The 25,892-nt window shown below is 69.6% G+C and carries 24 protein-coding genes; 14 read left to right on the plus strand and 10 right to left on the minus strand.

Going from position 1 to position 25,892, the window contains the following annotated elements; translation table 11 throughout:
• Positions 1-47 precede the first annotated feature (47 nt).
• On the plus strand, positions 48-992 hold the full coding sequence (gene gshB / locus RSP_RS02030; protein WP_017140064.1) for a glutathione synthase: 945 nt from the start codon (positions 48-50) through the stop codon (positions 990-992).
• A 364-nt stretch (positions 993-1,356) separates the two neighbouring features.
• Here the strand turns inward: gshB and RSP_RS02035 are convergent, their stop codons facing one another.
• The 7 genes from RSP_RS02035 to RSP_RS02065 all read right to left on the minus strand — a co-directional run bounded on the left by RSP_RS02035 (position 1,357) and on the right by RSP_RS02065 (position 9,625).
• Entirely contained in the window at positions 1,357-2,895 is a 1,539-nt protein-coding gene (locus tag RSP_RS02035) for a YifB family Mg chelatase-like AAA ATPase (RefSeq protein ID WP_011337003.1), read from the minus strand.
• An 88-nt stretch (positions 2,896-2,983) separates the two neighbouring features.
• Complete coding sequence (locus RSP_RS02040) at positions 2,984-3,220, minus strand: FeoC-like transcriptional regulator (protein WP_011337004.1); 237 nt, start codon at positions 3,218-3,220, stop codon at positions 2,984-2,986.
• 6 nt (positions 3,221-3,226) lie between these two features.
• Positions 3,227-5,539, minus strand: coding sequence for a Fe(2+) transporter permease subunit FeoB (gene feoB, locus RSP_RS02045; RefSeq protein ID WP_011337005.1), 2,313 nt, complete (start codon positions 5,537-5,539; stop codon positions 3,227-3,229).
• On the minus strand, positions 5,536-5,775 hold the full coding sequence (locus RSP_RS02050) for a FeoA family protein (protein WP_002722680.1): 240 nt from the start codon (positions 5,773-5,775) through the stop codon (positions 5,536-5,538). The genes feoB and RSP_RS02050 overlap by 4 nt, the downstream gene beginning before the upstream one ends.
• A 6-nt stretch (positions 5,776-5,781) precedes the next feature.
• Positions 5,782-6,030: a FeoA family protein gene (locus RSP_RS02055; protein WP_011337006.1), complete on the minus strand. Its 249-nt coding sequence runs from the start codon at positions 6,028-6,030 to the stop codon at positions 5,782-5,784.
• A gap of 601 nt (positions 6,031-6,631) precedes the next feature.
• Complete coding sequence (locus RSP_RS02060; RefSeq protein ID WP_009563744.1) at positions 6,632-7,129, minus strand: YciE/YciF ferroxidase family protein; 498 nt, start codon at positions 7,127-7,129, stop codon at positions 6,632-6,634.
• 195 nt (positions 7,130-7,324) lie between these two features.
• On the minus strand, positions 7,325-9,625 hold the full coding sequence (locus RSP_RS02065; RefSeq protein WP_011337007.1) for an FdhF/YdeP family oxidoreductase: 2,301 nt from the start codon (positions 9,623-9,625) through the stop codon (positions 7,325-7,327).
• A gap of 246 nt (positions 9,626-9,871) precedes the next feature.
• On the opposite strand from RSP_RS02065, the gene nadE reads away from it, so the two are divergent.
• Positions 9,872-11,416 (plus strand): NAD(+) synthase, encoded by a 1,545-nt coding sequence (nadE, locus tag RSP_RS02070; RefSeq protein WP_011337008.1) that lies wholly within the window; start codon positions 9,872-9,874, stop codon positions 11,414-11,416.
• Positions 11,417-11,438: 22 nt separating this feature from the next.
• Here nadE and mog read toward each other — a convergent pair whose 3' ends face one another.
• A complete protein-coding gene (gene mog, locus RSP_RS02075) occupies positions 11,439-11,984 on the minus strand; it encodes a molybdopterin adenylyltransferase (protein ID WP_011337009.1) in 546 nt (181 codons plus the stop codon).
• A 290-nt stretch (positions 11,985-12,274) separates the two neighbouring features.
• On the opposite strand from mog, the gene RSP_RS02080 reads away from it, so the two are divergent.
• On the plus strand, positions 12,275-13,399 hold the full coding sequence (locus RSP_RS02080; RefSeq protein ID WP_011337010.1) for an alcohol dehydrogenase catalytic domain-containing protein: 1,125 nt from the start codon (positions 12,275-12,277) through the stop codon (positions 13,397-13,399).
• Between the two features lie 38 nt (positions 13,400-13,437).
• Here RSP_RS02080 and tldD read toward each other — a convergent pair whose 3' ends face one another.
• Complete coding sequence (tldD, locus tag RSP_RS02085) at positions 13,438-14,859, minus strand: metalloprotease TldD (RefSeq protein WP_011337011.1); 1,422 nt, start codon at positions 14,857-14,859, stop codon at positions 13,438-13,440.
• Between the two features lie 169 nt (positions 14,860-15,028).
• On the opposite strand from tldD, the gene coxB reads away from it, so the two are divergent.
• From coxB to RSP_RS02135, 11 genes are all read left to right on the plus strand, one after another.
• Positions 15,029-15,940: a cytochrome c oxidase subunit II gene (gene coxB, locus RSP_RS02090; RefSeq protein ID WP_011337012.1), complete on the plus strand. Its 912-nt coding sequence runs from the start codon at positions 15,029-15,031 to the stop codon at positions 15,938-15,940.
• A gap of 70 nt (positions 15,941-16,010) precedes the next feature.
• Positions 16,011-16,943: a heme o synthase gene (gene cyoE, locus RSP_RS02095; RefSeq protein ID WP_002722694.1), complete on the plus strand. Its 933-nt coding sequence runs from the start codon at positions 16,011-16,013 to the stop codon at positions 16,941-16,943.
• Position 16,944: 1 nt separating this feature from the next.
• Positions 16,945-17,121, plus strand: a complete 177-nt coding sequence (locus tag RSP_RS22160) for a hypothetical protein (RefSeq protein WP_002722696.1) — start codon at positions 16,945-16,947, stop codon at positions 17,119-17,121.
• Entirely contained in the window at positions 17,118-17,693 is a 576-nt protein-coding gene (locus RSP_RS02100) for a cytochrome c oxidase assembly protein (RefSeq protein WP_011337013.1), read from the plus strand. The genes RSP_RS22160 and RSP_RS02100 overlap by 4 nt, the downstream gene beginning before the upstream one ends.
• Positions 17,694-17,720: 27 nt before the next feature.
• Complete coding sequence (locus RSP_RS02105) at positions 17,721-18,521, plus strand: cytochrome c oxidase subunit 3 (protein WP_002722701.1); 801 nt, start codon at positions 17,721-17,723, stop codon at positions 18,519-18,521.
• Positions 18,522-18,721: 200 nt separating this feature from the next.
• Positions 18,722-19,393 carry an SURF1 family protein gene (locus RSP_RS02110; RefSeq protein ID WP_011337014.1) on the plus strand — a complete coding sequence of 224 codons (672 nt, stop codon included), beginning with the start codon at positions 18,722-18,724 and terminating at the stop codon, positions 19,391-19,393.
• 11 nt (positions 19,394-19,404) lie between these two features.
• Positions 19,405-20,790 carry a threonine synthase gene (thrC, locus tag RSP_RS02115; protein WP_011337015.1) on the plus strand — a complete coding sequence of 462 codons (1,386 nt, stop codon included), beginning with the start codon at positions 19,405-19,407 and terminating at the stop codon, positions 20,788-20,790.
• Entirely contained in the window at positions 20,787-22,046 is a 1,260-nt protein-coding gene (locus tag RSP_RS02120; protein WP_011337016.1) for a M16 family metallopeptidase, read from the plus strand. Before thrC ends, RSP_RS02120 begins: the two co-directional genes overlap by 4 nt.
• A complete protein-coding gene (locus tag RSP_RS02125) occupies positions 22,046-22,630 on the plus strand; it encodes a GNAT family N-acetyltransferase (protein WP_002722709.1) in 585 nt (194 codons plus the stop codon). The genes RSP_RS02120 and RSP_RS02125 overlap by 1 nt, the downstream gene beginning before the upstream one ends.
• Positions 22,631-22,963: 333 nt before the next feature.
• A complete protein-coding gene (locus RSP_RS02130) occupies positions 22,964-23,770 on the plus strand; it encodes an MBL fold metallo-hydrolase (RefSeq protein ID WP_011337017.1) in 807 nt (268 codons plus the stop codon).
• A gap of 38 nt (positions 23,771-23,808) precedes the next feature.
• Entirely contained in the window at positions 23,809-25,224 is a 1,416-nt protein-coding gene (locus RSP_RS02135; RefSeq protein ID WP_017140066.1) for an FAD-binding oxidoreductase, read from the plus strand.
• Between the two features lie 128 nt (positions 25,225-25,352).
• Here RSP_RS02135 and RSP_RS02140 read toward each other — a convergent pair whose 3' ends face one another.
• A complete protein-coding gene (locus RSP_RS02140) occupies positions 25,353-25,889 on the minus strand; it encodes an adenine phosphoribosyltransferase (protein ID WP_011337019.1) in 537 nt (178 codons plus the stop codon).
• Positions 25,890-25,892 lie beyond the last annotated feature (3 nt).

Genomic DNA, 25,892 nt, shown 5'->3' on the forward strand with positions numbered 1-25,892 from the left:
CCGTCCGGGCGCTGCGCCATCAAGGGCCCATTCGGCAGGAGATGCGCATGAGCCTGAACGTCGCCCTTCAGATGGATCCGATCGGATCGGTCAATATCGATGCGGACAGCACGTTCCGCATCGCGCTGGAAGCCCAGGCCCGCGGGCATCGGCTGTTCTTCTACACGCCGGACCATCTCGCCTACGACGACGGGCGGGTGACCGCCCGGGGAGCTTGGATCGAGCTCCGGCGCGAGAAGGGCAACCATGTGAGCTACGGCGAGACCACGACGGTCGATCTCGGCGACTTCGACGTGGTCTGGCTGCGGCAGGATCCGCCCTTCGACATGGGCTATATCACCACGACCCATATCCTCGAGCTGCTGATGCCCGAGGTGCTGGTGGTCAACGATCCGTTCTGGGTGCGCAACGCGCCCGAGAAGCTCCTCGTGCTGCGTTTCCCCGATCTGATCCCGCCCACCACCATCGCGCGGGATCTGGCCACGATCCGCGCCTTCAAGGAGCGGCATGGCGACATCATCCTGAAGCCGCTCTACGGCAACGGGGGCGCGGGCGTCTTCCGGCTGGACCCGAACGATCGCAACCTTTCTTCGCTGCATGAGCTCTTCACCTCGATGAGCCGCGAGCCGCTCATCGCGCAGAAGTTCCTGCCTGCGGTCGAAAAGGGGGACAAGCGGATCATCCTCGTCGACGGCGAGCCCATCGGCGCCATCAATCGCGTGCCGCAGGCGGGCGAGACGCGGTCGAACATGCATGTGGGCGGCCGGGCCGAGAAGGTGAGCCTGACCGATCGCGACCGCGAGATCTGCGCGGCGCTGGGGCCGGTGCTGCGCGAGAAGGGGCAGATCTTCGTGGGGATCGACGTCATCGGCGACTGGTTGACCGAAATCAACGTGACCTCGCCCACCGGCCTGCAGGAACTGGAGCGGTTCGACGGCACCAACGGCGCCGCGCGGATCTGGGAGGTGATCGAAGCCCGCAGGCGCGGCTGACCGGCCTCGGGGCTTCGAGCGGGCCTTCTTCTCCGGCGCGGCCCTGCCGGAGGCGCGCCGGAGATGGTCCTGACATCGGGCCGGAAGCAGGCGTCGTCCGTGCCCTGCCAGAGACAGCGTCAGCCGATCCGATCCTTCCGGAGGCGGCAGGAACCGGAGGCGCGGGTCGCGCGAGCATGGCATCCTCGGCGCTGAACCGCCCGGCTCGAGGTCACATGGGCGCGGGCCAAGGGCTGCCGCGCCATGGACGGCTGCTGCATCCTCTCCGAGCCCGCGCGCGCGGGATAAGGATCCTCGCGGGAGGAACGGCCCGGAGGGCCTGCTGCGAAGCTGCAGCCGCAGGCTTTGAAGAGCTTCAGGCCTGTCAGCCCGAGGTGGCGGGAGCGTTCCTCGGCCTCGTGGCCGTAAGCCGGTAGCTCACCGCTTCCGCCAGATGGGGATGGCGCACCTCTGGCGCGCCGTCGAGGTCGGCGATCGTGCGCGCCACCCGCAGGATCCGGTGATAGGCCCGCGCCGACAGGCCGAACCGCTCTGCCACCCGGGCCAGGAGTGCGCGTCCCTCGGCGTCGGGAGCGGCCACCTGCTCGAGCAGCGGGCCCTCTGCATCGGCATTCACCCGCACGCCGGCCGATCCTTCATAGCGCCGCGTCTGGAGTGCCCGCGCGGCCGCCACGCGGGCTGCGACGGTGGCCGAGCCTTCGGTGGCGGGCGGCAGTCGTCCGTCGACCCAATCCACCGGGGGCACCTCGATCCGCAGGTCGAGCCTGTCCATGAGCGGGCCCGAGATCCGGCCGAGATATTCCTCTCCGCAGATGGGGGCGCGGCTGCAGGCCTTGGACGCATCCGCGAGATGGCCGCAGCGGCAGGGGTTGGCCGCCGCGATCAGCAGGAAGCGGCACGGGTAGCGATGGCGGGCATCGGCACGCGGCACCATGATCTCGCCGGTCTCCAGCGGCTGGCGCAGCGTGTCGAGCACGCGCGGCGGAAATTCGGGCAGTTCGTCGAGGAAGAGGACACCGTTGTGGGCGAGGCTGGCCTCGCCCGGCCCGGCCCGGCGGCCGCCGCCGACGATGGACGCGGGCGAAGCCGTGTGATGGGGGCTGCTGAAGGGGCGCGCCCGGCTGATCCCGCCGTCGCTGAGCTTGCCCGCGAGCGACTGGATCATGGAGGTCTCGAGCGCTTCGGCCGGAGTCATCGGCGGCAGGAGGCCGGGCATGCAGCGCGCGAGCAGGGACTTGCCCGACCCGGGCGCCCCGATCATCAGCAGATGGTGCCGCCCGGCTGCGGCGATCTCCAGCGCGCGCCGGGCCCGCTCCTGCCCGCTCACCGAGGCCAGATCGACCGAGACAGCAGGCCGGTCGATCACCTCGCCCGCCTCGGCGGGCGGGATCGACGCCTGTCCGGTGAAATGGCGCACCACCTGGTCGAGCGAGGCGGCTGCGAGGACCTCCGTGGCCCCGACCCAGGCCGCTTCGGCCCCCGAGCCGCGGGGGCAGAGGAGCGCGCGATCCTGTTCGGCGGCCGCGACCGCGGCCGGCAGGGCGCCTGCCACCGGCACGAGGCGCCCGTCGAGCGACAGTTCTCCGATGGCGAGGATCCGCTCGACCTCTTCGGCGGGCACGATCTCGAGCGCGGCCAGAAGTGCCAGCGCGATGGCGAGATCGAAGTGCGAGCCTTCCTTGGGCAGATCGGCAGGCGAGAGGTTCACCGTGATCCGGCGCGAGGGCAGGGCGATGGACATGGAGGCGAGCGCCGTCCGCACCCGCTCGCGCGCCTCCGAGACCGCCTTGTCGGGCAGGCCCACGATGGCGAAGGCGGGCAGCCCCGGCGAGACGGCACATTGCACCTCGACGCTGCGCGGATCGATGCCTTCGAAGGCAACGGTGAAGGCTCGGGCGATCATGGGTGTCCCCTTTCGCCCGAGCCTTAGCCCGAATTGGTTTCACGAGCGTTAACCGCTTTCGGGCGGCCGGGTCCGCGCCCGCAGAGGCTCAGTGCGGCGGCCCTTCGACCCATTCGTAGATCACCTCCGGGGCCTTGGTGCAGCCGCAGCAGGACTTGCCGCAGGCCAGCGGCGCGCAGGGCAGCTCGCGCGCCTTGCCCTTGCCGACCCAGTGCTCGACCATCCCGCGCATGGCGGCCGGATCGCAGCGGAAGCGGTGCGCAAGGTCGCCGAGGCTGGCCTGGTGGCGCTCGCGCAGATAGTCACGGACGGCGATCAGCAGCATGGATCCTCAGGCTCCGGCGGGGGCGGAGCGGGAGGCGCCGGTGCCCCCGATCCGCTTCATGACGAGGATGACGAGGGCGAAGGCCGCGAGGACGCCGCCGATCCAGAGCGCCGAGGCCTCGGGATGGCGGGCGAAGGTGGCGGCCTGATAGTAGACCGTGGCCGAGCCCCAGCCCATCATCAGCGTCCAGACCGAGACGAAGCCCGTCCAGGCCGGGCCCGCCTCGCGCCAGACGGCGGCAATGGCCGCGGTGCAGGGCACATAGAGCAGCACCATGAGGAGATAGGCGAAGGCCCCGGCCTGACCGTCGAAGAGCGCGCGCATCGCGCCGAAGGTGCCGGTCGAGACCTCGAGCTCCTCCGCGGCCGCGTCCGTCGAGGAGAGGTCGCCGATCTCGATCCCGAGCGGATCGGTGAGCGCGTCGGCGAGATCGCCGAAATTCTCGCCGATGGTCGCCACGGCGGCCGAGAGGCCGGCAGTCAGGCTGTAGGGCGCGGCCTCTTCCTGCGCCTCCTCCGTTTCGCCCATGCCGGAATAGAGCGCGTTCAGCGTGCCCACCACCGCCTCCTTGGCCAGAAGGCCGGTGAAGATGCCGACCGTCGCGGGCCAGTTCTCCGGGCGGAGGCCCATGGGCTCGAAGGCCGGGGCGATGGTCTGCCCGATGGCCGCCAGCACGGAATTGTCCGTATCCTCGTTGCCGAAGCTGCCGTCGCGCCCCCAGGAGTTCAGCACCGCAATCACCGCCACCACCGGCACGAGCACCCGGCCCGCGCGGATCACGAAGGACTTGAGCCGGTCCCAGGTGCGCAGCAGCACCGCGCGCAGCGTGGGGATGTGATAGGGCGGCAGTTCCATCACGAAGGGGGTGGTGCTGCCCGGCAGGAGCGTGTTCTTCAGCACGAGACCGGTGAAGACCGCCGCGAGGATCCCAATCAGATAGAGCAGGAACACGAGGTTCTGCCCGTTCGCCGGGAAGAAGGCGGCGGCGAACAGCGCATAGACCGGCAGCCGCGCGCCGCAGGACATGAAGGGCGCCATGGCGATGGTCATGGTCCGGTCGCGCTCGTTCTCGAGCGTGCGCGTCGCCATCACCGCGGGCACGTTGCAGCCGAAGCCCACGATCAGCGGCACGAAACTCTTGCCCGGCAGGCCCACGATCCGCATGAACCGGTCCATCACGAAGGCCGCCCGCGCCATGTAGCCCGAATCCTCGAGCACCGAGAGGAAGAGGAAGAGGCAGGCGATGACCGGGATGAAGGTCGCCACCGTCTGCACGCCGCCGCCCACGCCCGAGGCGAGCACGGTCGTCAGCCAGTCGGGGCTGCCGGCCCGGCCGAGCAGTTCGGCGGTGCCCTCGACGAAGATCGTCGCGGCCGCCACGTCGAAGAAGTCGATGAAGGCGCTGCCCACGTTGATCGTGAACAGGAACATCAGATACATGACGAAGAGGAAGATCGGGATGCCGAGCACCCGGTTCAGAACCACCCGGTCGATCCGGTCCGAGAGGGTGCGGCCCAGTTCCGAGGTCCGGCGCACCGCCGCGGCCGTCGCCTCGGCCACCGCATCGTAGCGGCCGCTCGCGATGGCCGTGTCGGGATCGTAGCCCAGAGCCTCTTCCAGCGCCTGCCGCGCGCGCGCCACCTCGGGAGCCAGCGCCGGCACGCGGGCGATCAGCGTGCGGCTGCCCTCAAGGAGCTCGAGCGCGAGCCAGCGCGGCGCGCGCGTCTCGCCTGCCGCCTCGATGGCGGGGACAAGATCGGCCACCGCCGCCTCGATCTCGGGAACGTAGGAGAGCGGCTTCACGGCTGGCACGCCGGTGTCGAGTGCCCGCACGAGGGCCGCCTTCAGCTCCTCGATGCCCCGGCCGGTGGCGGCCACGATGGGCACGACCGGACAGCCGAGCCGGGCCGCGAGCGCCTCAAGGTCGATCTCGATCCGCTGGCTCGCGGCGATATCCATCATGTTGAGCGCCACCACCACCGGCACGCCCATCTCGAGGATCTGCAGCGTGAGGTAGAGGTTCCGCTCGATGTTCGAGGCATCGACGATATTGACCACCAGCTGCGCCTCGCCCGAAAGGGCGAAGTCGCGCGCGATCCGTTCGTCGGTCGAGACGGTGTGGCCCGATCCCAGCGAATAGGTGCCGGGCAGATCGACGAGGGCCGCGGTGCGGCCGGCGAAGCGGATCTCGCCCGTCTTCTTCTCGACCGTGACGCCGGGCCAGTTGCCGACCATCTGCCGCGTGCCGGTCAAGGCGTTGAAGAGGGTGGTCTTGCCGCAGTTGGGATTGCCCAGAAGGGCGATGGTGGCCCCGCTCATGCCGCGGTCTCCTCGATGGACAGGGCCGAGGCCTCGGCCTTGCGCAGCGACAGCTGGTAGCCGCGGACTTCGATGACCACCGGATCGCCCAGGGGGGCCACGCGCAGAACGCGCAGCGCCGTGCCGGGCGTGAGGCCCATCGAGAGCAGCTTCTGGCGGTAGGCGGCACCGCCGGGGGCGTAGCCCGTGACGCGGGCGGTCGCACCGGCCGCCATGTCTTTCAGCGAGAGAACCATCGGCCGTTACCTGTCCTGCAGCGGAGTGACGAAGATCTTGCGCGACATCTCCTGCCCGAGCGCGAGGCGCGACTTGCCCACCGCGAGGAGGAGCGGGCCCGTGACGCAGCCGCGGATCACCTTGACCTCGCCGCCGACATGCAGGCCCATCTCGGAAAGACGCTTCTGCATCTCCTTGCAGCCCGCGAGCCCCGTGACCGCCAGCCGCGCCTCTTCCGGCGCGAAGGCCAAGGGCATCTGCCTCGCATTCATCATAAACTCGTCTCCTTCGCCCCGGACCCTCTGCCCGTCTGACCACCCTGAGTGGTTTACGGTTTTAATAGGGATTGGAGGCTGGGGCACCTTGACGCGGATCAAGTTCCGGCCCCGAAGAGAGGATGTTTCGAATTTTCGGAGAGGCTGCCTGCCCTTGTCCGAGCTGTTCGCTCAAGAATTGGGCGGACTTTGCGCAAGGCTGCCCTCCGGGCCTTCCGTCGAGGCCGGGAGGTCCCGGCTCCCGAGTCCTATTGGCGCGACAGAGAGGAGCCCACGGCGCGGCGCGACGGCGCGCGCGAGGCGCATGACCTCCGAGCCATTGGCTGGGTCGGAGTGTGTGTGACGGAAAGTGCGCGGGTGCGCTCCGCGATGCCGGGAAGATGCCCTGCTTCCGGTCGTCAGCGGCGTGTGGCACTCCGGTTCTGCGTCGATGCTCGACACTTCGGGCGGCGGCCCGGACGCGGGATGCGCGCGCGATACGGAAGCTCAGGCGCGGGCACCGACGGGAGGGGCCATCGGCCCCTCCATCCAGATGGAACCCGCGGCAAGACCGTCAGAGGCGGATGCCGATGGGAGGGGCCGGAGGCCCCTCCGTCCGGGCTCAGGCCGCTGCGAGGGCGCTCTGGTTCACTTCGGCGCCGGCGAGATCGTTCAGCAGGCCATCGGTCTTCTTCTCTTCTTCCAGCGTTTCCGCCAGAAGCTTCGCCGCATCCTCCATCCCGAGGGTCCGGGCCCAGGCCACGAGCGTCCCGTAGCGGGCCATCTCGTAATGTTCGACCGCCTGCGCCGCCGCGAGCAGCGCGGCATCGAGGGCCGGGCTGTCCTTGTATTCGTCCATCACCTCGGAGCCTTCCTCGATGATCCCGTCGATGGCCGGACAGGTCTTGCCCTGCGCCCGCTTGCCCAGAAGCTCGAACACCTTCTCGAGGCGCTCCTTCTGGCCCTCGGTCTCTTCGCGGTGGGTCTTGAAGGCCTCCTTGAGCTGCTCGGACTTGGCGGCGCGGGCCATCTTGGGCAGGGCCTTCAGGATCTGCCGCTCGGCGTAATAGACGTCCTTGAGCATGTCGTGAAAGGCCGTGTCGAGTTCCTTCGTCTTCATGTCCGTCTCCATTCAGGTTATGCCCGGTGAACCGCCGGTCAGGCCGGATGTTCCGGCCGTCGGCGCGCTGAATGGCCTGACCGCGCGGAAGCGGGAGCGGCGCCCACCGGAATGAGAACATCCGGCGGAGGAGGACCTCCACCGGATGCGAGAGCCGCCGGCCGCAACCTTGCCCGCGGGCCTCGACGACCAGCCTCAGAGCGGGGCGGCCGACCCTTCCGCCCGGACCCGCACGGGCGTGCCCTTGTAGGCGGGCGTGCCCGACAGCTCGTCGCGGGCCGCCAGCGGCACCAGCGGATTGGTCTCGGGATAATAGGCGCCGACGCAGCTGTCGGGCAGGTCGTAGGCCGTCACCCGCAGCCCCGACACGCGGCGATCTACCCCGTCGCTCCAGGCGCATTCGAGGGTCACCCGCTGGCCCTCGTGCAGCCCGTGCCGCGCGATCTCCTCGGGGTTCATCAGAAGCACGTTGCGCGGTCCTTCGAGCCCCCGCAACCTGTCCGAGAAGCCGTAGATCGTCGTGTTGAACTGATCGTTCGACCGCAGGGTCACCAGTGTCATCTCCTTGCCCTCGGGCGGCTCGCCCAGGGCGCAGAGCTTGTCGGGCGCGGTGAACTGCGCCTTGCCGCTTTCGGTCTTCCATTGCCGCTCGCGCGCGGCATTGCCGCGGTAGAAGCCGCCGGGCGTGAACAGCCGCGCATTGAAGGCCGCGAACTGCTCCGGCCAGCAGGCCTCGATCAGATCGCGGATGTGGCGATAATCGCCGACCCAGTCGCGCCAGCGCAGCTTCGGGTTTGCGGGCAGCGTCGCCTCGGCCAGGCCCGCCACGATGGCGGCCTCCGACAGAAGCCACGCCGAGGCGGGCGGGCGCTTGCCCACCGAGCCATGGATGTGGCTCAGGCTGTCCTCCATGGATACCGCCTGAGGGCCGCTCGCCTGTCGGTCCTCTTCGGCGCGCACGAGGCAGGGCAGAAGCCAGCTCTCGCGGCTGACCAGCGTGTGCGAGCGATTGAGCTTCGTCGCCACCTGCACGTTCAGATCGAGCCCGGCCCAGGCGGCGTCCGTCCGACCCTGATCGGGAATCGCCCGCGCAAAGTTGCCCCCGAGCGACAGGAACGCCTTCAACGTCCCATCGAGCAGTTTCTCCGTCGCGACGGCGGTGTTCCAGCCCTCGTCCCGCGGAATGGAGAGGCCGAACAGCTCCTCCATCTTGTCGATGGGCACGAGCGAAGGCTTCTCGCTGATCCCGACCGTCCGCTGGCCCTGCACGTTCGAGTGGCCGCGGACCGGGGAAATACCGGCGCCCCTGCGCCCGATATTGCCCCGCATCAGGAGAAGGTTCACCAGCATGCCGATGTTCAGCCAGCCATGCACATGCTGGGTGAGGCCCATGCCGTAGATCCCGATCACCTTCTCCGACCGGGCATAGATCTCGGCCACCTGCTCGAGATCGGCGCGCCGCAGCATCGAGTTCCGCTCGATCTCTTCCCACGGGGTGTCGCGGATGCGCGCCTCGAAGGCCTCGAAGTCCGACGTATGTTCGGCCACGAAGGCGCGGTCGATCACGGAGCCGCGCTGGTCCTCCAGTGCGAACAGATGCTTGCAGATGCCCGCCAGCGCCGCGATGTCGCCGCCGGGGCGCACCTGAAGATAGATGTCCGAGATCCGCGTCGGGCTGCCCAGCGTCATCTGCGAGGGGTTCTGCGGGTTCACGAATTCCACGAGGCCCCGCTCGCGCACCGGGTTGAAGGTCACGATCTTGCAGCCGCGCTGCACCGCCCGCTGCAGCTCGTGCAGGAAGCGCGGGCTGTTCGTACCGGTGTTCTGGCCGAAGAAGAGGATCATGTCGCAGTGGGTGAAATCCTCGAGCACGCAGGTGCCCACGGGCGAGCCGATCACCTTCTTCAGTCCGACGCTCGTGGTCTCGTGGCACATGTTCGAACTGTCGGGCAGATTGTTGTGTCCGTAAGCCCGCGCGAAGAGCTGCCAGAGAAAGGCGGTCTCGAGGCTCGCCTTCCCGGAGGTGTAGAACACCGTCTGTTTCGGATCGATGCCGCGGAGCCTGCCGCCGATCTCGCGGAAGGCCTCTTCCCAGGTGACGGGAAGGTAGTGGTCGCTCGCCGCATCATAGCGCATCGGATGGGTGAGGCGACCGATCTTCTCGAGGTCATGGTCCGACCAGGTGCGCAGCTCGGACACGGAATGGGCGGCGAAGAAGTCCGGCCCGCAACGGTCCGTGGTCAGGTCCCACACCGTCGCCTTCGCACCGTTCTCGCAGAATTCGAACAGGTTGGGCTTTGCGGGCTTGGCCCAGGCGCAGGAGGTGCACATGTGCCCCCCGGGCTTGTTCTGGCGCATGAGTGTCCGGACCACGCCGGGACCCGGCTTCTGGTCGAGCAGCACCCGGGCGATGCCACGGACCGACCCCCAACTGCCCGATGCCGCCTCATAGAAGGGCGTGTCCTTGCGCTGCCGCTTCTCCTTGGGTCGATCCATCGGCTCCTCCTTGCGTGGCGTGGGTGGGCAACCGGCAGGAGCCGCCCCTGTTCCGTCACGACCTGAAGAGCAGAGGCGAAACAGGACCGCCCGGCTGCCTGCCAAGGCGGCGGTCGCGATGCGCCCCGCGCGAGGGGGGCGGGTATTCCTGCCGACACCGCCGGAGATAGTGCCGAAGGTTCCTTCAACAGGAACATTCACCCGAGCCACCTGTTCGCAGCCCAAGGCAGCAGCAGGAGACACGAGATGAGCGGTCAAGTCGCAGCGGCTCGGCAGGAGACGCTGGTGGAGGAGATTCTCGATCTGTCGCGACAACGGCAGGCGGGCCCCCTGTCCCCATGGTTCGCCGCTCGGCTGGAGGAGCAGGTCGAGAAGGGTCTGTTCCTGTCCCCCGAGGATCTCGAGGCGACGGGCGCGCGGCTGGTCGAGGAGCTGGTCGAGTACCGCACCCGGACGCAGGTCTCGACGGCCGTCATCGGCATGTCGGGAGGGGTGGATTCCGCGCTGACGGCGGCTCTCTTCAAGGCCGCGGGCTGGCATGTCATGGGCCACACCCTTCCCATCGAGCAGGACCCCACCGAAACGGACCGCGGGATCGAGGCCTGCGCGGCGCTCGGGATCGAGCATCGTCCCCTCGATCTCTCGGGCGCCTACGAGGCGGCGCTCGCCCAGCTCGGCGAGCTCGATCCGGATCTTCTCTCCTCCGACGAGACGCCGGCGCGGACGCGCCGCGGGAACCTGCGCGCCCGGCTGCGGATGATGACGCTCTACGATCAGGCGCACCGGCTGGGCGGCCTCGTCGCCGGCACCGACAATTTCTCCGAGCTGACCGCGGGCTTCTGGACCCTCCACGGAGATGTGGGGGATCTGGCGCCCGTCCAGTCGCTGCTGAAGTCATGGGAGGTGCCGTGGCTCGCGCGTGCCTACCGCGTGCCCGAAGCGACCTGGCGGGCGATGCCCACGGATGGGCTCGGCATCGGCGGCGGCGACGAGGCCCAGATCGGCGCCACCTATCTCGAATGGGACATCCTGCAATTCGCGCTGGCCGAGGCGCTCGGCGACGATCCGGGGCTTGCGACCCGGCATCTCGCCTTCGCGTTGCGGATGGATGCGGACCGCCACGCTCAGGAGGTGCTCGGCACCCTCATCGCGCGGATGCGGGCCACATGGCACAAGCGCCTGAACCCGATCCGGCTCAACCATCCGAAGGCCGACCGCTACGAGCCGCTCGAACGGATGGAGGCGCGGCTTTTCCGGCCGCAGGGGGTGAAGTCGGACGAGGCCCTGATGGGGTTTCCGACAGAGATGCAGGATCTGGCGGCGCATCTCGTCTGGGCGCTGAAGGCGGCCGACTGCCGGCTGGTGACGGCCGAATCCTGTACCGCGGGGCTGATCGCGGCCTGCGTCTCGGGGGTTCCGGGCCGTTCGGGCGTTCTGGAGGGAAGCTTCGTGGCCTACCGCCCGACGATGAAATTCGCGGCGCTGGGCGTGCCCGAGGCGCTGATTGCCGAAGAGACGGTCTACGATCCCAAGGTCGCCCGCCGCATGGCGGAGGGGGCGCTGGCGTCCGCCCCCGAGGCCGATCTCGCTCTGGCCGTCACGGGCGTCGCGGGGCCGGGCGAAGACGAGGGCCACCCGCCCGGATATGTCTGCGTCGCCGCGGCGCTGCGCGGGCAGGAGACCCGCGTGAGCGAGCATTACTTCCCGGGCAGTCCCCGTCAGGTCCTTGCGGCCACGCTGCGGCGCGCCCTTCAGGAAGGGCTGACCGTGCTGCAGGAGGCGCACCGCTGACGGGGTGCCTGCCGGGCGGGCCTCAGGACCGGAGATAGTCCGGCAGGGTGGGGGCCGCGCGGCCCTCCGCGCCCCAGCGGTCAGAGACGGTCATCCGCCCCGCGCCGATCAGGTCGAGACATTTCGGGATGGCGCCGAACACGCCCTGCAGCGAGAGCGCGATGGCCGCGGGCTGTCCCGGCAGGTTCACGATCAGCGATCTCCCCCGCACGCCCGCGGTCTGGCGCGACAGGATCGCGGTCGGGGTCTGCTGCAGGCCGATGCTGCGCAGGAGCTCGCCGAACCCCGGTAGCTCCTTCTCGATCACGCCCACCATCGCCTCGGGCGTGAGGTCCCGCGGCGATGGTCCCGTGCCACCCGTGGTGAAGACGAGCGCCGCCCCCTCCGCGTCGCACAGCTCGATCAGCGCCGTGCGCACCGTTTCCACCCCGTCCGGCACGATGCGTCGCACGATCTCGTAGGGCGAGGTCATGGCGGTGGCGAGCCAGTCGGCGATGGCGGGGCCGCTCAGGTCCTCGTAGTCGCCGCGGCTGGCGCGGTCCGAGGCGGTCACGATGGCAATCTTCACAGTCTGACGCTCCTTCCGGCTGATGCCGCCACTCTGGCCCGCCGCGGCGACGGGGGAAAGCCCCTTGCCTGCGCCGGGACGGGCGGGGCTGCCACGGCGGGCCGCCGAATTTTGTCTGCAGGGGACACCACTGCGCAGGATGGGCTCTGGCGCGTCCGCTTCGGGGATCGGGTGGAGCCGCAGGCCGAACGCCGCGAGGCCTCCCGAGAAGCGATGGACCGCATGGCGCCACTTTTGACCTGACGCGGCGCGACGGGCAGCCTAGGCTGGCGCAAACGGGAGGGATCGGCATGAAAATCACGGCGGCGGTGCTCGAACGCGACGGGATCGCGGGGAATTATGCCGAGGAGCGGCCGCTCGCGATCCGCGAGCTCGATCTCGCGGAGCCGGGGCCGGGCGAGGTCCTGATCCGGGTGGCCGCCGCGGGCATCTGCCATTCCGACCTGTCGGTCATCAACGGCACGCGGCGGCGGCCGCTGCCGATGGTGCTCGGCCACGAGGCCTCGGGCCATGTCGAGGCTCTGGGCGAGGGGGTCGAGGATCTCGAGCACGGCGACCATGTCGTCTGCATCTTCGCACCCGGCTGCGGCCGCTGCACGCCCTGCGCCGAGGGGCGGCCTGCGCTCTGCGAGAAGGCGGCGCGCCATCATGCGGTGGGCGAACTGATGACCGGGCACCGGCGGCTGTCGCTCGGCGGGCGGTCCGTGCACCATCACCTCGGCATCTCGGGCTTCGCCACCCATGCCGTGGTGGCGCGGCCGTCGCTGGTCCGCGTCCCGCGCGAGGTCCCGCCCCATGTCTCGGCGCTTTTCTCCTGCGCCATGCTGACGGGGGCGGGGGCCGTCTTCAACACGGCGCAGATCCGGCCCGGCTCGAAGGTCGCCGTGGTGGGGCTGGGCGGCGTCGGCCTGTCCGCCATCCTCGGCGCGGCGGCGGCCGGAGCGGCCGAGATCGTGGCGATCGACCCGTTTCCCGCCAAGATGGAGGCCGCGCGCGCCATGGGCGCGACGCTCTCGGTGCCCGCGGACGGAGATACGGTGGCGGCGGTGCGCGACCTGACGGCGGGCGGCGTCGATTACGCCTTCGAGCTGGCGGGCTCGGTCCGGGCGCTCGAAACCGCCTTCGCCGTCACCCGCCGCGGCGGCATGACGGTGACCGCGGGCCTGCCCCACCCGGACGACCGGATGTCGCTCGAGGCACTGAAGCTCGTGGCCGAGGAGCGCACCCTGAAGGGCAGTTACATCGGGTCCTGCGTGCCCCAGCGCGACCTGCCGCGGATGCTGGCGCTGCACCGCCGCGGCCTGCTGCCGGTCGAGAAGATGCTGACCCACCGGCTGAAGCTCGACGAGATCAACCTCGCGATGGACCGGCTGGCCAAGGGCAGCGCGATCCGGCAGGTGGTGGACCTCGGCTGACGCGGCGCGACCCGGCCCGGGGTGGCGCCGCGCGGCCGTCAGGCCTTGCTGCCGCCGACCGTCAGCCCGCCGATCATCAGCGTGGGCTGGCCCACGCCCACCGGCACCCATTGACCCTGCTTGCCGCAGTTGCCGATGCCGGGATCGAGCTTCATGTCGTTGCCGATGGCGCGGATCTGGCGCAGCGCCGTCGCGCCGTCGCCGATCAGGGTCGCGCCCTTCACCGGGGCGCCCACCTTGCCGTCCTTCACCAGATAGGCCTCGGTGCAGGAGAAGACGAACTTGCCGTTGGTGATGTCGACCTGACCTCCGCCGAAGCCCACGGCATAGATCCCGTCCTTGAGGTCGGCCACGATCCCGGCCGGATCGGCATCGCCGCCCAGCATGTAGGTGTTGGTCATGCGCGGCATGGGGATATGGGCATAGCTCTCGCGGCGGCCGTTGCCGGTCGAGGCGGTGCCCATCAGCCGGGCATTCTGGCGATCCTGCATGTAGCCCACGAGGATGCCGTCCTCGATCAGGACGGTGCGGTTCGAGGGCGTGCCCTCGTCATCGACCGAGATCGAGCCGCGCCGGTCGGGGATCGTGCCGTCGTCGAGCACGGTCACGCCCGGCGCCGCGATCCGCTCGCCCATGAGGCCCGCGAAGGCCGAGGTCTTCTTGCGGTTGAAGTCGGCCTCGAGCCCGTGGCCGATGGCCTCGTGCAGAAGGATCCCCGGCCAGCCCGCGCCGAGCACCACATCCATCACCCCGGCAGGTGCGGGCACCGCCTGAAGGTTCACCGTGGCGATGCGCACCGCCTCGCGTGCGGCGGCCTGCCACCAGTCGGGCTCCATCAGCTTCGACAGGCCGAAGCGTCCGCCGCCGCCGAAGCTGCCCGACTCGCGCCGGCCGTTCTCCTCGACGATCACCGAGACATTCATCCGCACCATCGGCCGCACGTCGGCGAGCCGCGTGCCCTCGGGACGCAGGATCTCGACCTCCTGCAGCCCCGCGCCGACCGTGGCCGAGACCTGGATCACGCGGGGGTCGAGGTCGCGCACGAAGGCGTCGATCTCGCGAAGAAGCTCGATCTTCACCGGGAAGGCCGCATCGGCCATCGGATCGAGGTCGGCATAGAGCCTGCGGTTCGTCCCCGCAGGCGGGGCCGCCATCGCGCCGCCGCCGTCGCCCACCGCGAGCCGCGCCGTCTCGCAGGCCCGCTTCAGCGCCTGTTCGGAAATCTGGGTCGAATGGGCGTAGCCTGCCACCTCGCCGCGCACGGCGCGCAGCCCGAAGCCCTCGGAGGCATCGTAACTCGCCGTCTTCACCCGCCCGTCGTCGAGCACGAGTGATTCCGAGCGCGACCTTTCCAGGAAGAGTTCGCCGTCGTCGGCGCCCCGCGTCGCTTCGCGCAGGATCGCGGAGGCGGTCTCCACGTCCAGATGCGTCTCGAAAGGCCGGAAAGCCGAGTCGGTCATGACTACTGTCCTTGATTCAGATCAAATGATGACGCTTCGACGCATCGTTTTCCTTGTCGTCGCCAAAACAATATGGTCTCAATCGGTTCAGGAACAACGGGAAATCTGCCCGGTTTCCGGGCGGCGAACTGACGGCACGATGGCCGGCCGAAGCCAACGGGATCTGAACATGAGACATTCCACGACCTTGACCGGATGCGCCACGGGGGCGGCAGGGCTTCTGGCGGCCACGGCCGCGGCCGCGCAGCAGCAGAGCCTCGAGATCATCGGGCGGCCGCAGCCGGGGGGCACGGGCTTCCAGCCTTCGGCGAGCCCGGTGGCCACGCAGATCCATTGGCTCGACGGGTTCATCCTCGTCATCATCGCCGCCATCACCATCTTCGTCACGCTCCTTATCCTCTATGCGGTCTGGCGCTTCCATGAGAAGCGCAACAAGGTGCCGGCCCGCTTCACCCACAATTCCCCGCTCGAGATCGCCTGGACGATCGTGCCGATCGTCATCCTCGTGGCCATCGGGGCCTTCTCGCTGCCGGTGCTGTTCAACCAGCAGGAAATCCCCGAGGCGGACGTGACGGTGAAGGTCACGGGCTACCAGTGGTACTGGGGCTACGAATATCCCGACGAGGAAATCTCGTTCGAGAGCTACATGATCGGCTCGCCCGCCACGGGTGGCGACAACCGTATGTCGCCCGAGGTCGAGCAGCAGCTGATCGAGGCCGGCTACAGCCGCGACGAGTTCCTGCTGGCCACCGACACCGCCATGGTCGTGCCGGTGAACAAGACCGTCGTGGTGCAGGTGACCGGTGCCGACGTGATCCACTCCTGGACCGTGCCCGCCTTCGGCGTGAAGCAGGATGCGGTGCCGGGCCGGCTCGCGCAGCTCTGGTTCCGGGCCGAGCGCGAGGGGATCTTCTTCGGCCAGTGTTCGGAGCTCTGCGGCATCTCGCACGCCTACATGCCGATCACGGTCAAGGTCGTGTCGGAAGAAGCCTATGCCGCCTGGCTCGAACAGGCCCGCGGCGGCACCTACGAGCTGTCCTCCGTCCTGCCCGCGACGCCTGCGGGCGTGTCGGTGGAGTGAACGCAGGAACGAACAGGCGCGGCGCCACGTTCGGGAGGAGAATCCGGGCCGGCGCCGCAGGGAGAGCTGAATGACCGACATCCGTATCACCGGGATCCCCAAGGAGGCCGGATTTGGCGACTATGTCGCCCTCCTGAAGCCGCGCGTCATGTCGCTCGTGGTCTTCACGGCGCTGGTGGGTCTTCTGGTGGCGCCGGTGACGGTCCATCCGATGATCGCGCTGACGGGGATCCTGTTCATCGCGCTCGGTGCCGGGGCCTCGGGCGCGCTGAACATGTGGTGGGACGAGGATATCGACCGGGTGATGAAGCGCACCCGGAACCGGCCGGTGCCCTCGGGCACTGTGGCGCCGGGCGAGGCGCTGGGGATCGGGCTCGCGCTCTCGGGCATCGCGGTGGTGATGCTGGGGCTGGCCACCAACCTCTTCGCCGCGGGGCTGCTGGCCTTCACCATCTTCTTCTATGCCGTCGTCTATTCGATGTGGCTGAAGCGGACGACGCCGCAGAACATCGTGATCGGCGGCGCGGCGGGGGCCTTCCCGCCCATGATCGGCTGGGCTGTGGCGACGGGCGGCGTCTCGGTCGAGTCGCTCTTCATGTTCGCGCTCATCTTCATGTGGACGCCGCCGCACTTCTGGTCGCTTGCGCTCTTCATGAAGTCCGACTATTCCGACGCCGGCGTGCCGATGCTGACCGTGACCCACGGGCGGCGGGTGACGCGGGCGCATGTGCTGGTCTATTCGCTGCTGCTTGCGCCGCTGGCGGTGGCGGGCGCCTTCACCGGAATCGGCGGACCGCTCTATCTCGCCACGGCGCTGGCACTGAACGGCTGGCTTCTGGTGGGCGCGGTGCGGATCTGGCGGCGCGACGAGGCGCAGGCCGAGGCCGACCGCTACCGCGTCGAGAAGGGCTTCTTCCGCTTCTCGCTCTATTATCTCTTCCTGCATTTCGGGGCGATCCTCGCCGAGGCCGCCCTGAAGCCCTACGGACTGGGAGGCTGGTGACATGACCATCCGCGCCGAACACGAGATCCACCGCCGCAGGCTCGGCCGCAATCTGGGCGTGGGCCTCACGCTCGCGGCCTTCATCCTCGTGGTCTTCGGCCTGACGGTCGCCAAGGTCTCGCAGCTGGGCGAGCAGGGCGCCTTCGCCCATGCCCCGCCGGGGGCCATGGGGCAATGAGCCTCTCGCCGCATCAGAAGACCGCGGGGGGCCTCGTGCTCGTCGTGGCGGTGATGGGGGCGGCCTCGTTCGCGGCCGTGCCCTTCTACAACTGGTTCTGCCGGGTCACGGGCTTTGCGGGCACGACCGCCGTCGCCACCGAGGCGCCGGCCGAGGTGCTCGACCGCACCGTGAAGGTCCGGTTCGACGCCTCGCGCGAGGCGGGGATGCCGTGGGAGTTCCGCCCGCTCCAGCGCGAGATGAAGCTGAAGATCGGCGAGACGGGCCTCGCCTTCTACGAGGCCTACAATCCCACGGACCGCACGGTCGCGGGCACCGCCAGCTACAACGTGACGCCCGATGCGGCGGGCGGCTATTTCGCCAAGATTGCCTGCTTCTGCTTCACCGAGCAGGTGCTGGCGCCCGGCGAGCGGGTCGAGATGCCGGTGACCTTCTATGTCGATCCCGCCATCATCGACGATCCCGACGGGCGCTACGTCCGCCAGATCACCCTGTCCTACACCTTCCACGAGACCGCACTGACCGAGGAACAGGCCGCACTTGCCGCCGAGTCCGCGACCGACGTGAACTGATCCAGAGACGCCACCCCGGGGGGAACCATGGCCCACGCCAAGAACCACGACTACCACATCCTGCCGCCCTCGATCTGGCCCTTCATGGCCTCGGTCGGAGCCTTCGTCATGCTGTTCGGCGCCGTGCTCTGGATGCACGGCTCGGGGCCCTGGATGGGGCTGATCGGGCTCGTCGTGGTGCTCTACACGATGTTCGGCTGGTGGTCCGACGTGGTGACGGAAAGCCTCGAGGGCGACCACACGCCGGTGGTGCGTCTGGGCCTGCGCTGGGGCTTCATCCTCTTCATCATGTCCGAGGTGATGTTCTTCTCGGCCTGGTTCTGGAGCTTCTTCAAGCACGCGCTCTATCCGATGGGGCCCGAGAGCCCGATCATCGACGGGATCTTTCCGCCCGAGGGGATCATCACCTTCGATCCGTGGCATCTGCCGCTCATCAACACGCTGATCCTGCTCTGCTCGGGCTGCGCGGCCACCTGGGCGCACCATGCGCTGGTGCATGAGAACAATCGCCGCGACGTGGCCTGGGGGCTGGCGCTCGCCATCGCGCTCGGCGCGCTCTTCACGGTGTTCCAGGCCTACGAATACAGCCACGCGGCTTTCGGCTTCGCGGGCAACATCTATGGCGCCAACTTCTTCATGGCGACGGGATTCCACGGCTTCCACGTCATCGTGGGCACGATCTTCCTGCTCGTCTGCCTGATCCGGGTGCAGCGCGGCCACTTCACCCCCGAGAAGCATGTCGGCTTCGAGGCGGCGATCTGGTACTGGCACTTCGTCGATGTGGTCTGGCTGTTCCTCTTCGCCTCGATCTACATCTGGGGCCAGTAAGTCCGACGCCGGACTGGGGGCCGCTGCGCCGAGCCTATGGACCCACCGGGCCAGCACGCGGGCTGTCGGGCCAGGGAACTCCGGTGTCCAGCTCGGGTAGCAGGGGAGGGTCCGGGAACTGCACCCTTGCCAGCCGCCTCCCCCGGGATCAGAAAGCGCGGGCCGCGAGGCCCGCGCTTTCCGCATCGAGGAGCTGCCCCATGATCCGCCGGATGATCCTGCCCCTTCTCTTCGGCCTGATCGGGGCGGCGATCCTCGTGTCGCTCGGCCTCTGGCAGGTGCAGCGGCTCCAGTGGAAGGAGGGGGTGCTGGCCGACATCGAGGCCCGCGTCGCGGCTCCGCCCGTGACCCTGCCCGAAGCGCCCGAAGCTGCGCGCGACCGCTATCTGCCCGTCACCGTCTCGGGCCGCTTCACCGGCGAGCACATCGACGTGCTCACAAGCCGCAAGGACAGGGGCGCGGGCTACCGGGTGATCTCGGCCTTCGAGACCGACGAGGGACGCCGCATCCTGATCGACCGGGGCTTCCTTCCGCAGGAGGATCGCGGCCTGCCGCGCACGGCGGTGGGGGCGGGCCTGACCGGCAACCTCGCCTGGCCCGCGGAGGTGGACAGCTTCACCCCGTCGCCCGATCCGGTCTCCGGCATCTGGTTCGCCCGCGACGTGCCCGCCATGGCCGAGGCGCTCTCGACCGAGCCGGTCCTCGTGGTGGCCGCCACCCCCACCGGCGACGGGATCGACCCCTGGCCCATCGGCACCGAAGGCATTCCGAACGACCATCTCGGCTATGCGGTGACGTGGTTTTCGCTTGCCGTTCTCTGGCTGGGGATGACAGTCCTGCTGCTCTGGCGTATCAGGCGTCGGATGGAATGAAGGCGGTAACGATGCAGTATATCTCGACTCGCGGCACGGCTCCGGTTCTCGGCTTCGGCGAGGCCATGCTGACGGGCCTTGCCCGGGACGGCGGTCTCTATGTGCCCGAGTCGGTGCCCGCCCTGTCGGAGTCCGAGATCGCGGCGCTGGCGGGCCTGTCCTACGAGGAGGTGGCCTTCCGCATCATGCGGCCCTTCGTGGGAGAGACCTTCGGCGACGACGAGTTCCGCGGCCTGATCGCCGCCGCCTACGAGGGCTTCGGCCATGCCGCCCGCGCGCCGCTGGTGCAACTCGGCCCGAACCACTTCCTGCTCGAGCTGTTCCACGGGCCCACGCTCGCCTTCAAGGACTTCGCCATGCAGCTGATCGGCCAGCTGTTCCAGGCGGCGCTGGCGAAGAACGGGCAACGGATCACCATCGTCGGCGCCACCTCGGGCGACACCGGCTCGGCCGCGATCGAGGCCTTCCGCGGCCTCTCGAACGTCGATGTCTTTATCCTCTTCCCGCACGGCCGCGTGTCCGAGGTGCAGCGACGCCAGATGACGACGCCGTCCGAGCCGAACGTTCACGCCCTCGCGGTGGACGGCGACTTCGACGATTGCCAGGCCCGGCTGAAGGACATGTTCAACGACTTCGCCTTCCGCGATGCGGTGGGGCTGGCTGGCGTCAATTCGATCAACTGGGCGCGGGTGCTGGCGCAGGTCGTCTATTACTTCACCTCGGCCGTGGCGCTCGGCGCGCCGCACCGCGAGGTGAGCTTCACGGTGCCCACCGGCAATTTCGGCGACATCTTCGCGGGCTACATCGCGCGGCGCATGGGGCTGCCCATCGCCCGCCTCGTGGTGGCCACCAACCAGAACGACATCCTGCACCGTGCGCTCTCGACGGGCGCCTACGAGACCGAGGGCGTCACGCCGTCGATCAGCCCCTCGATGGACATCCAGGTCTCCTCGAACTTCGAGCGGGCCTTGTTCGATGCCTATGGCCGCGACGGGGCGGCGGTGGCAGCCCTCATGGCCGAGCTGAAGGAGGGCGGCTTCCGCATCTCCGAAAATGCGCTGGGGACGCTGCGCGCGACCTTCGCCTCGGGCCGCGCCTCCGAGGAAGAGACGCTGGCCACGATCCGCGCCACCCATGCGGCGACGGGCGAGCTTCTCTGCCCCCATTCGGCCGTGGGCGTGAAGGTGGCCGAGGAGGCGCTCGGCCCCGAGCCGATGATCACGCTCGCCACCGCCCATCCGGCCAAGTTCCCCGATGCGGTCGAGGCGGCCACTGGCCTGCGCCCGCCGCTGCCTGCCCGCATGGCCGATCTCTTCGACCGACCCGAGCGGGTGACGCGCGTTCCCAACGACCTGTCCGCCCTCGAAACCCTCATCCGCGAAAGGACCGGGCGTTGACCGTTCTCCTCGACACCCTGCCGAACGGCTTCCGCATCGTCACCGAGCACATGCCCGGGCTGCATTCGGCCTCGATCGGGATCTGGATCGCGGCGGGCGGTCGCCACGAGCGGCCCGAACAGAACGGGATCGCCCATTTCCTCGAGCACATGGCCTTCAAGGGCACGAAGACCCGCAGCGCGCTGCGCATCGCCGAGGAGATCGAGGATGTGGGCGGCTACATCAACGCCTACACCTCGCGCGAGATGACGGCCTATTACGCCCGGGTGCTCGAGGCCGACACCGGGCTCGCGCTGGACGTGATCGCCGACATCGTTCTGAACCCGGTCTTCGACCCGAAGGAGATCGAGATCGAGCGGCACGTCATCCTGCAGGAGATCGGCCAGGCGCTCGACACGCCCGACGACATCATCTTCGACTGGCTGCAGGAGGCCTCCTACCCCGGTCAGGCCTTCGGCCGCACCATCCTCGGCCCCGAGGAGCGGGTCTCGACCTTCGGGCGCGCCGATCTCACGCGCTTCGTGGGCGAGCATTACGGCCCGGACCACATGATCCTCGCCGCTGCGGGGGGCGTCGATCACGGCAGGATCGTCGCGCAGGCGCAGGCGCTGTTCGGTCATCTGAAGCCGGTGGGCCAGCGCCCGATGCAGCCCGCGGACTTCCTCGGCGGCGAGCGGCGCGAGCTGAAGTCGCTGGAGCAGGTCCATTTCGCCATGGCATTCGAGGCGCCGAACTACCGGGCGCCCGACGTCTATGCGGCGCAGGTCTATGCCATGGCGCTCGGGGGCGGCATGTCCTCGCGGCTCTTCCAGAAGGTGCGCGAGGAGCGCGGCCTCTGCTATTCGATCTTCGCCCAGTCGGGCGCCTACGAGGATACCGGGCAGATCACGATCTATGCCGGCACCTCGGGCGAGGAGGTGGCCGATCTCGCGGGGCTTACGGTGGACGAGCTGAAGCGCGCCACCGAGGACATGTCCGAGGCCGAGGTCGCTCGCGCCCGCGCGCAGCTCAAGGCCGGGCTCCTGATGGGGCTCGAAAGCCCCTCGAACCGGGCCGAGCGGCTGGCGCGGCTTCTGGCCATCTGGGGCAGGGTGCCGGGCGTGGACGAGGCGGTGGAGAAGATCGACGCGGTGACGGTCGGGGCGGTGCGCGACTATGCAGAGCGCATGGCGCAGGCCCGCTCGGCGCTCGCGCTCTACGGCCCGGCCGAGGCGGCTCCTGCCCTCGCACAGATCCGCGAGCGGCTGGCCGCCTGATGCTCGGACTGCGGCGGAAGGTTCGCATCGAGACGGAGCGGATGACGCTGCGCCTGCCGGCCCATTCCGACTGGCGCGACTGGGCCGCCCTGCGCGCCGAGAGCGCGACCTTCCTCACGCCGTGGGAGCCCGTCTGGTCCTCGGACCATCTCTCGCGCAAGGCCTTCACCAACCGCGTCTACTGGGCCGCCCGCGCCGAGAGCCAGGGCACCGCGCTGCCGGTTCTGCTGATCCGGCGCGAGGATCAGGCGCTGCTGGGCGCCATCACGCTCGACAACATCCGCCGCGGTCCGGCGCAGTCGGGGACGCTCGGCTACTGGATCGGCCGGCCCCATGCGCGGCAGGGCTACATGCGCGAGGCGATCCAGGGCATCGTGCACCACGCCTTCACCGCGATGGACGTGAGCCGGATCGAGGCCGCCTGCCTGCCCGAGAACGCGGCCTCGCGCGGGGTGCTGGAGAAATGCGGCTTCAAATACGAGGGCGTGGCGCAGAGCTATCTGCAGATCGCGGGGCGCTGGCGGAACCATGTGCTCTACGCGAACCTCCGCGGCGACCGGCGCGGACGCACCGACGCGGGCTGAGGGGGCCGCAGGCGGGGGGCTTTGCGCCCCCCGCACCCCCCGCAGGATATTTGGGCCAGAATGAAAGCCGGAAGGGCGCGGGGCGCGAGGCTTCGTGCGGTCCGCGCCTTCGGCAGGATTTCTTTATCTCGCAGCGGATGTCCGGGGTTGGCTGCGGCGGCCGGGCGGGTGGCGCACCGCCGGTCGCCCTTGAGGATTGGCGGGAGGCGGCGGCCGTGGCGCCGGGCGAAGCCCCAGCGTCTGCAGGCTTACGGGCGTGGGGCGGGCGGCTGACGCAGCTGTGAACGGGCGCGCGGGCGCGGGCTGGTACGCTTCGGCCCGGAGGTGCCGCCGATGATCCGAACCGCCCTCGCCACCCTTGCCCTTGCCGTTCCGGTTGCCGCCCCGGCGCAGGAGCGGACGCCGAGCCACTGCATCGCGCTGGCCCAGGGGCCCGAGCGGGTGGTGCCTGCGGCCTTCGGCGATCCTCTCGCCGAGGACCGGGTGCGGATCCGCTATGTCCATCACGCCACCTTCCTGATCGAGACGCCGGGCGGGCTGGTGGCCGCGACCGACTATACCGGCCTTCTGGGGCAGCGCGACGTGGTGCCGGATGTGGCCACCATGAACAATGCCCATTCCACCCACTGGACCGATCTACCGGATCCGCGCATTCCGCATCTGTTGCCCGGCTGGCAGGAGGGCGGGCGCGCCGAGCATCATCTCGATCTGGGCGAGATGCTGGTGCGCAACGTGCCCACCGACGTGCGGTCGCGCTGGGGCGAGGGGATCCGCAAGGACGGCAATTCGATCTTCGTCTTCGAGGTGGCGGGGCTCTGTATCGGCCATCTCGGCCACCTGCACCATGAGCCGGACGCAGCCCAATATGCGGCGCTCGGCCGGCTCGACGTGCTGATGGTGCCGGTGGACGGCGGCTATACCGTCGGTCTCGAGACGATGCAGAAGGTGGTCCGCCGCCTGCGCTCCTCGGTGGTGCTGCCGATGCACTGGTTCTCGGGCCGCTCGCTCGAGAGCTTTCTGGGCGAGATGGAGCCCGAGTTCGAGGTGGTGCGCCTCGAGGGCCCCGAGATCGAGCTCTCGCTGACCTCGCTGCCGCGGCGGCCCACGATCATGGTGCTCGACCCGGCCTGGGTGGACTGAGCCCGGGGGCGCGCGTAGAGAGGCACCCGGAGGTGCCCATGCTGAACCCCGCCGACGATGCCTTCCTCGCCCGGCTGGCCGGGCGCCTGCCGCCGGGCTCGCTGACCGCGCCCGAGCCGCGCCATCTGACCGAGCCGCGCGGCCGCAGGCAGGGGCAGGCGGGCGCGCTGGCGCTGCCGCGCGACACGGCCGAGGTGGCCGCGATCGTCGCGGCCTGCGCCGCGGCGCGGGTGGGGATCGTGCCGCTCGGCGGCGGCACCGGCCTCGTGGGCGGGCAGGTGATGGAGACGGGCCCGCTGCCGCTCCTCCTCTCGCTCGAGCGGATGAACCGCGTGCGGGGGATCTTTCCGGAGGAGAATGTGATTCTCGTGGAAGCGGGGGCCATCCTCGCCGAGGTGCAGGCGGCGGCCGAAGCGGCGGGGCGGATGTTCCCGCTCTGGCTCGCCTCGGAAGGCTCCTGCCGGATCGGCGGCAATCTTGCCTCGAATGCGGGCGGGACGGCGGTCCTGCGCTACGGCAATGCGCGCGACCTCTGCCTCGGGCTCGAAGCGGTTCTGCCGGACGGGTCGGTGTTCCACGGGTTGAAGCGGCTGCGCAAGGACAATACCGGCTACGACCTGCGCAACCTGTTGATCGGCGCCGAGGGCACGCTCGGGATCATCACGGCGGCGAGCCTGAAGCTCGTGCGGCCGCCCGCGGCGGAAGGGGCCGCGCTTCTGGCGGTGCGCGACCCCGCCGCGGCACTGGAGCTGCTGGGGCGCGCGCAGCGGCGGCTCGGGCCGCTGGTGACGGGGTTCGAGCTCATGCACCGGCAGGGCTTCGCCTTTCTGGCCGAGACCATGCCCGAGCGGCGGTTGCCCTTCGCCGACCTGCCGGACTGGACGGTGCTCGTCGATCTGGGCCTGACCGAGGGCATGGATCCTGCGGCCGAGCTCGAGGCTTTGTTCGCCGAAGCGGCCGAGGCGGGGCTCGTCTCGGACGGGGCCCTCGCGCAGTCGCTGGCCCAGCGGGCGGATTTCTGGGCGCTGCGCGAGAGCATCCCCGAGGCCAACCGCCGGATCGGCGCCATCGCGAGCCACGACATCTCATTGCCCCTGTCGGAGATCGCGCGCTTCGTGACGGAGGCCGGTGCGGCGATCGGACGGCTCGGCGATCTGCGGGTGAACTGCTTCGGCCATCTGGGCGACGGCAACCTGCATTACAACGTCTTCCCGGCGGCGGGGCGGCGGCGCGAGGCGTACGACGACCTGCGGGGCGAGATCACGCGCACCGTGCACGATCTCGTGGCGGCGGCCGGAGGCTCGATCAGCGCCGAGCACGGGATCGGGCGGCTGAAGGTGGAGGATCTCGAACGCTACGGCGATCCCGCGAAGCTGCGGGCGATGCGCGCCCTCAAGGCGGCGCTCGACCCCTTCGGGATCATGAACCCGGGCGCCGTGCTGCGGGCGGAATGAGGCCACGAAAAGCCCCGCCGGAGCGACCGGCGGGGCGAGGTTGGGGTTGAGGTTACGTCGAGCAAGCAGCGCCGGTCGCCCGGTCCTTCCGATGTAGGACGATTCGCCTAACAGCCGGTTAAGGCGCCTCAGAGGCCCTCGAAGGCGCAGAGGGCATGGACCTCCATCCCCATCGCCTCGAGCCGCTTGCGGCCGCCGAGGTCGGGCAGATCGACCACGAAGGCGCAGCCCACCACCTGTCCGCCCAGCTGCTCGATGAGCTTGATCCCAGCCTCGGCCGTCCCGCCGGTCGCCAGAAGATCGTCGACCAGAAGCACCTTCTCGCCTGCCTGGATCGCGTCGTCATGCACCTCGACCACCGCCTCGCCATATTCGAGCTGGTAGCTGACCGAGATGGTGCGGCCGGGCAGCTTGCCCTTCTTCCGGATCGGCACGAAGCCCGTCGAGAGCCGGTGCGCCACCGCGCCGCCGAGGATGAAGCCGCGGGCCTCGAGCCCCGCCACCTTGTCGAACCGCATCCCGGCGTAGGGCGCCAGAAGCTGGTCGATGGCGATGCGGAAGCCGCGCGGGTCGGCAAACAGCGTGGTCACGTCGCGGAACAGGATCCCCTCGTGCGGGAAGTCCACGATGGTGCGGATATAGTCGCGGACCGACTTGTGGGTCATGGT

This window comes from Cereibacter sphaeroides 2.4.1 (assembly GCF_000012905.2).
GTDB classification, from domain to species: Bacteria; Pseudomonadota; Alphaproteobacteria; order Rhodobacterales; family Rhodobacteraceae; genus Cereibacter_A; species Cereibacter_A sphaeroides.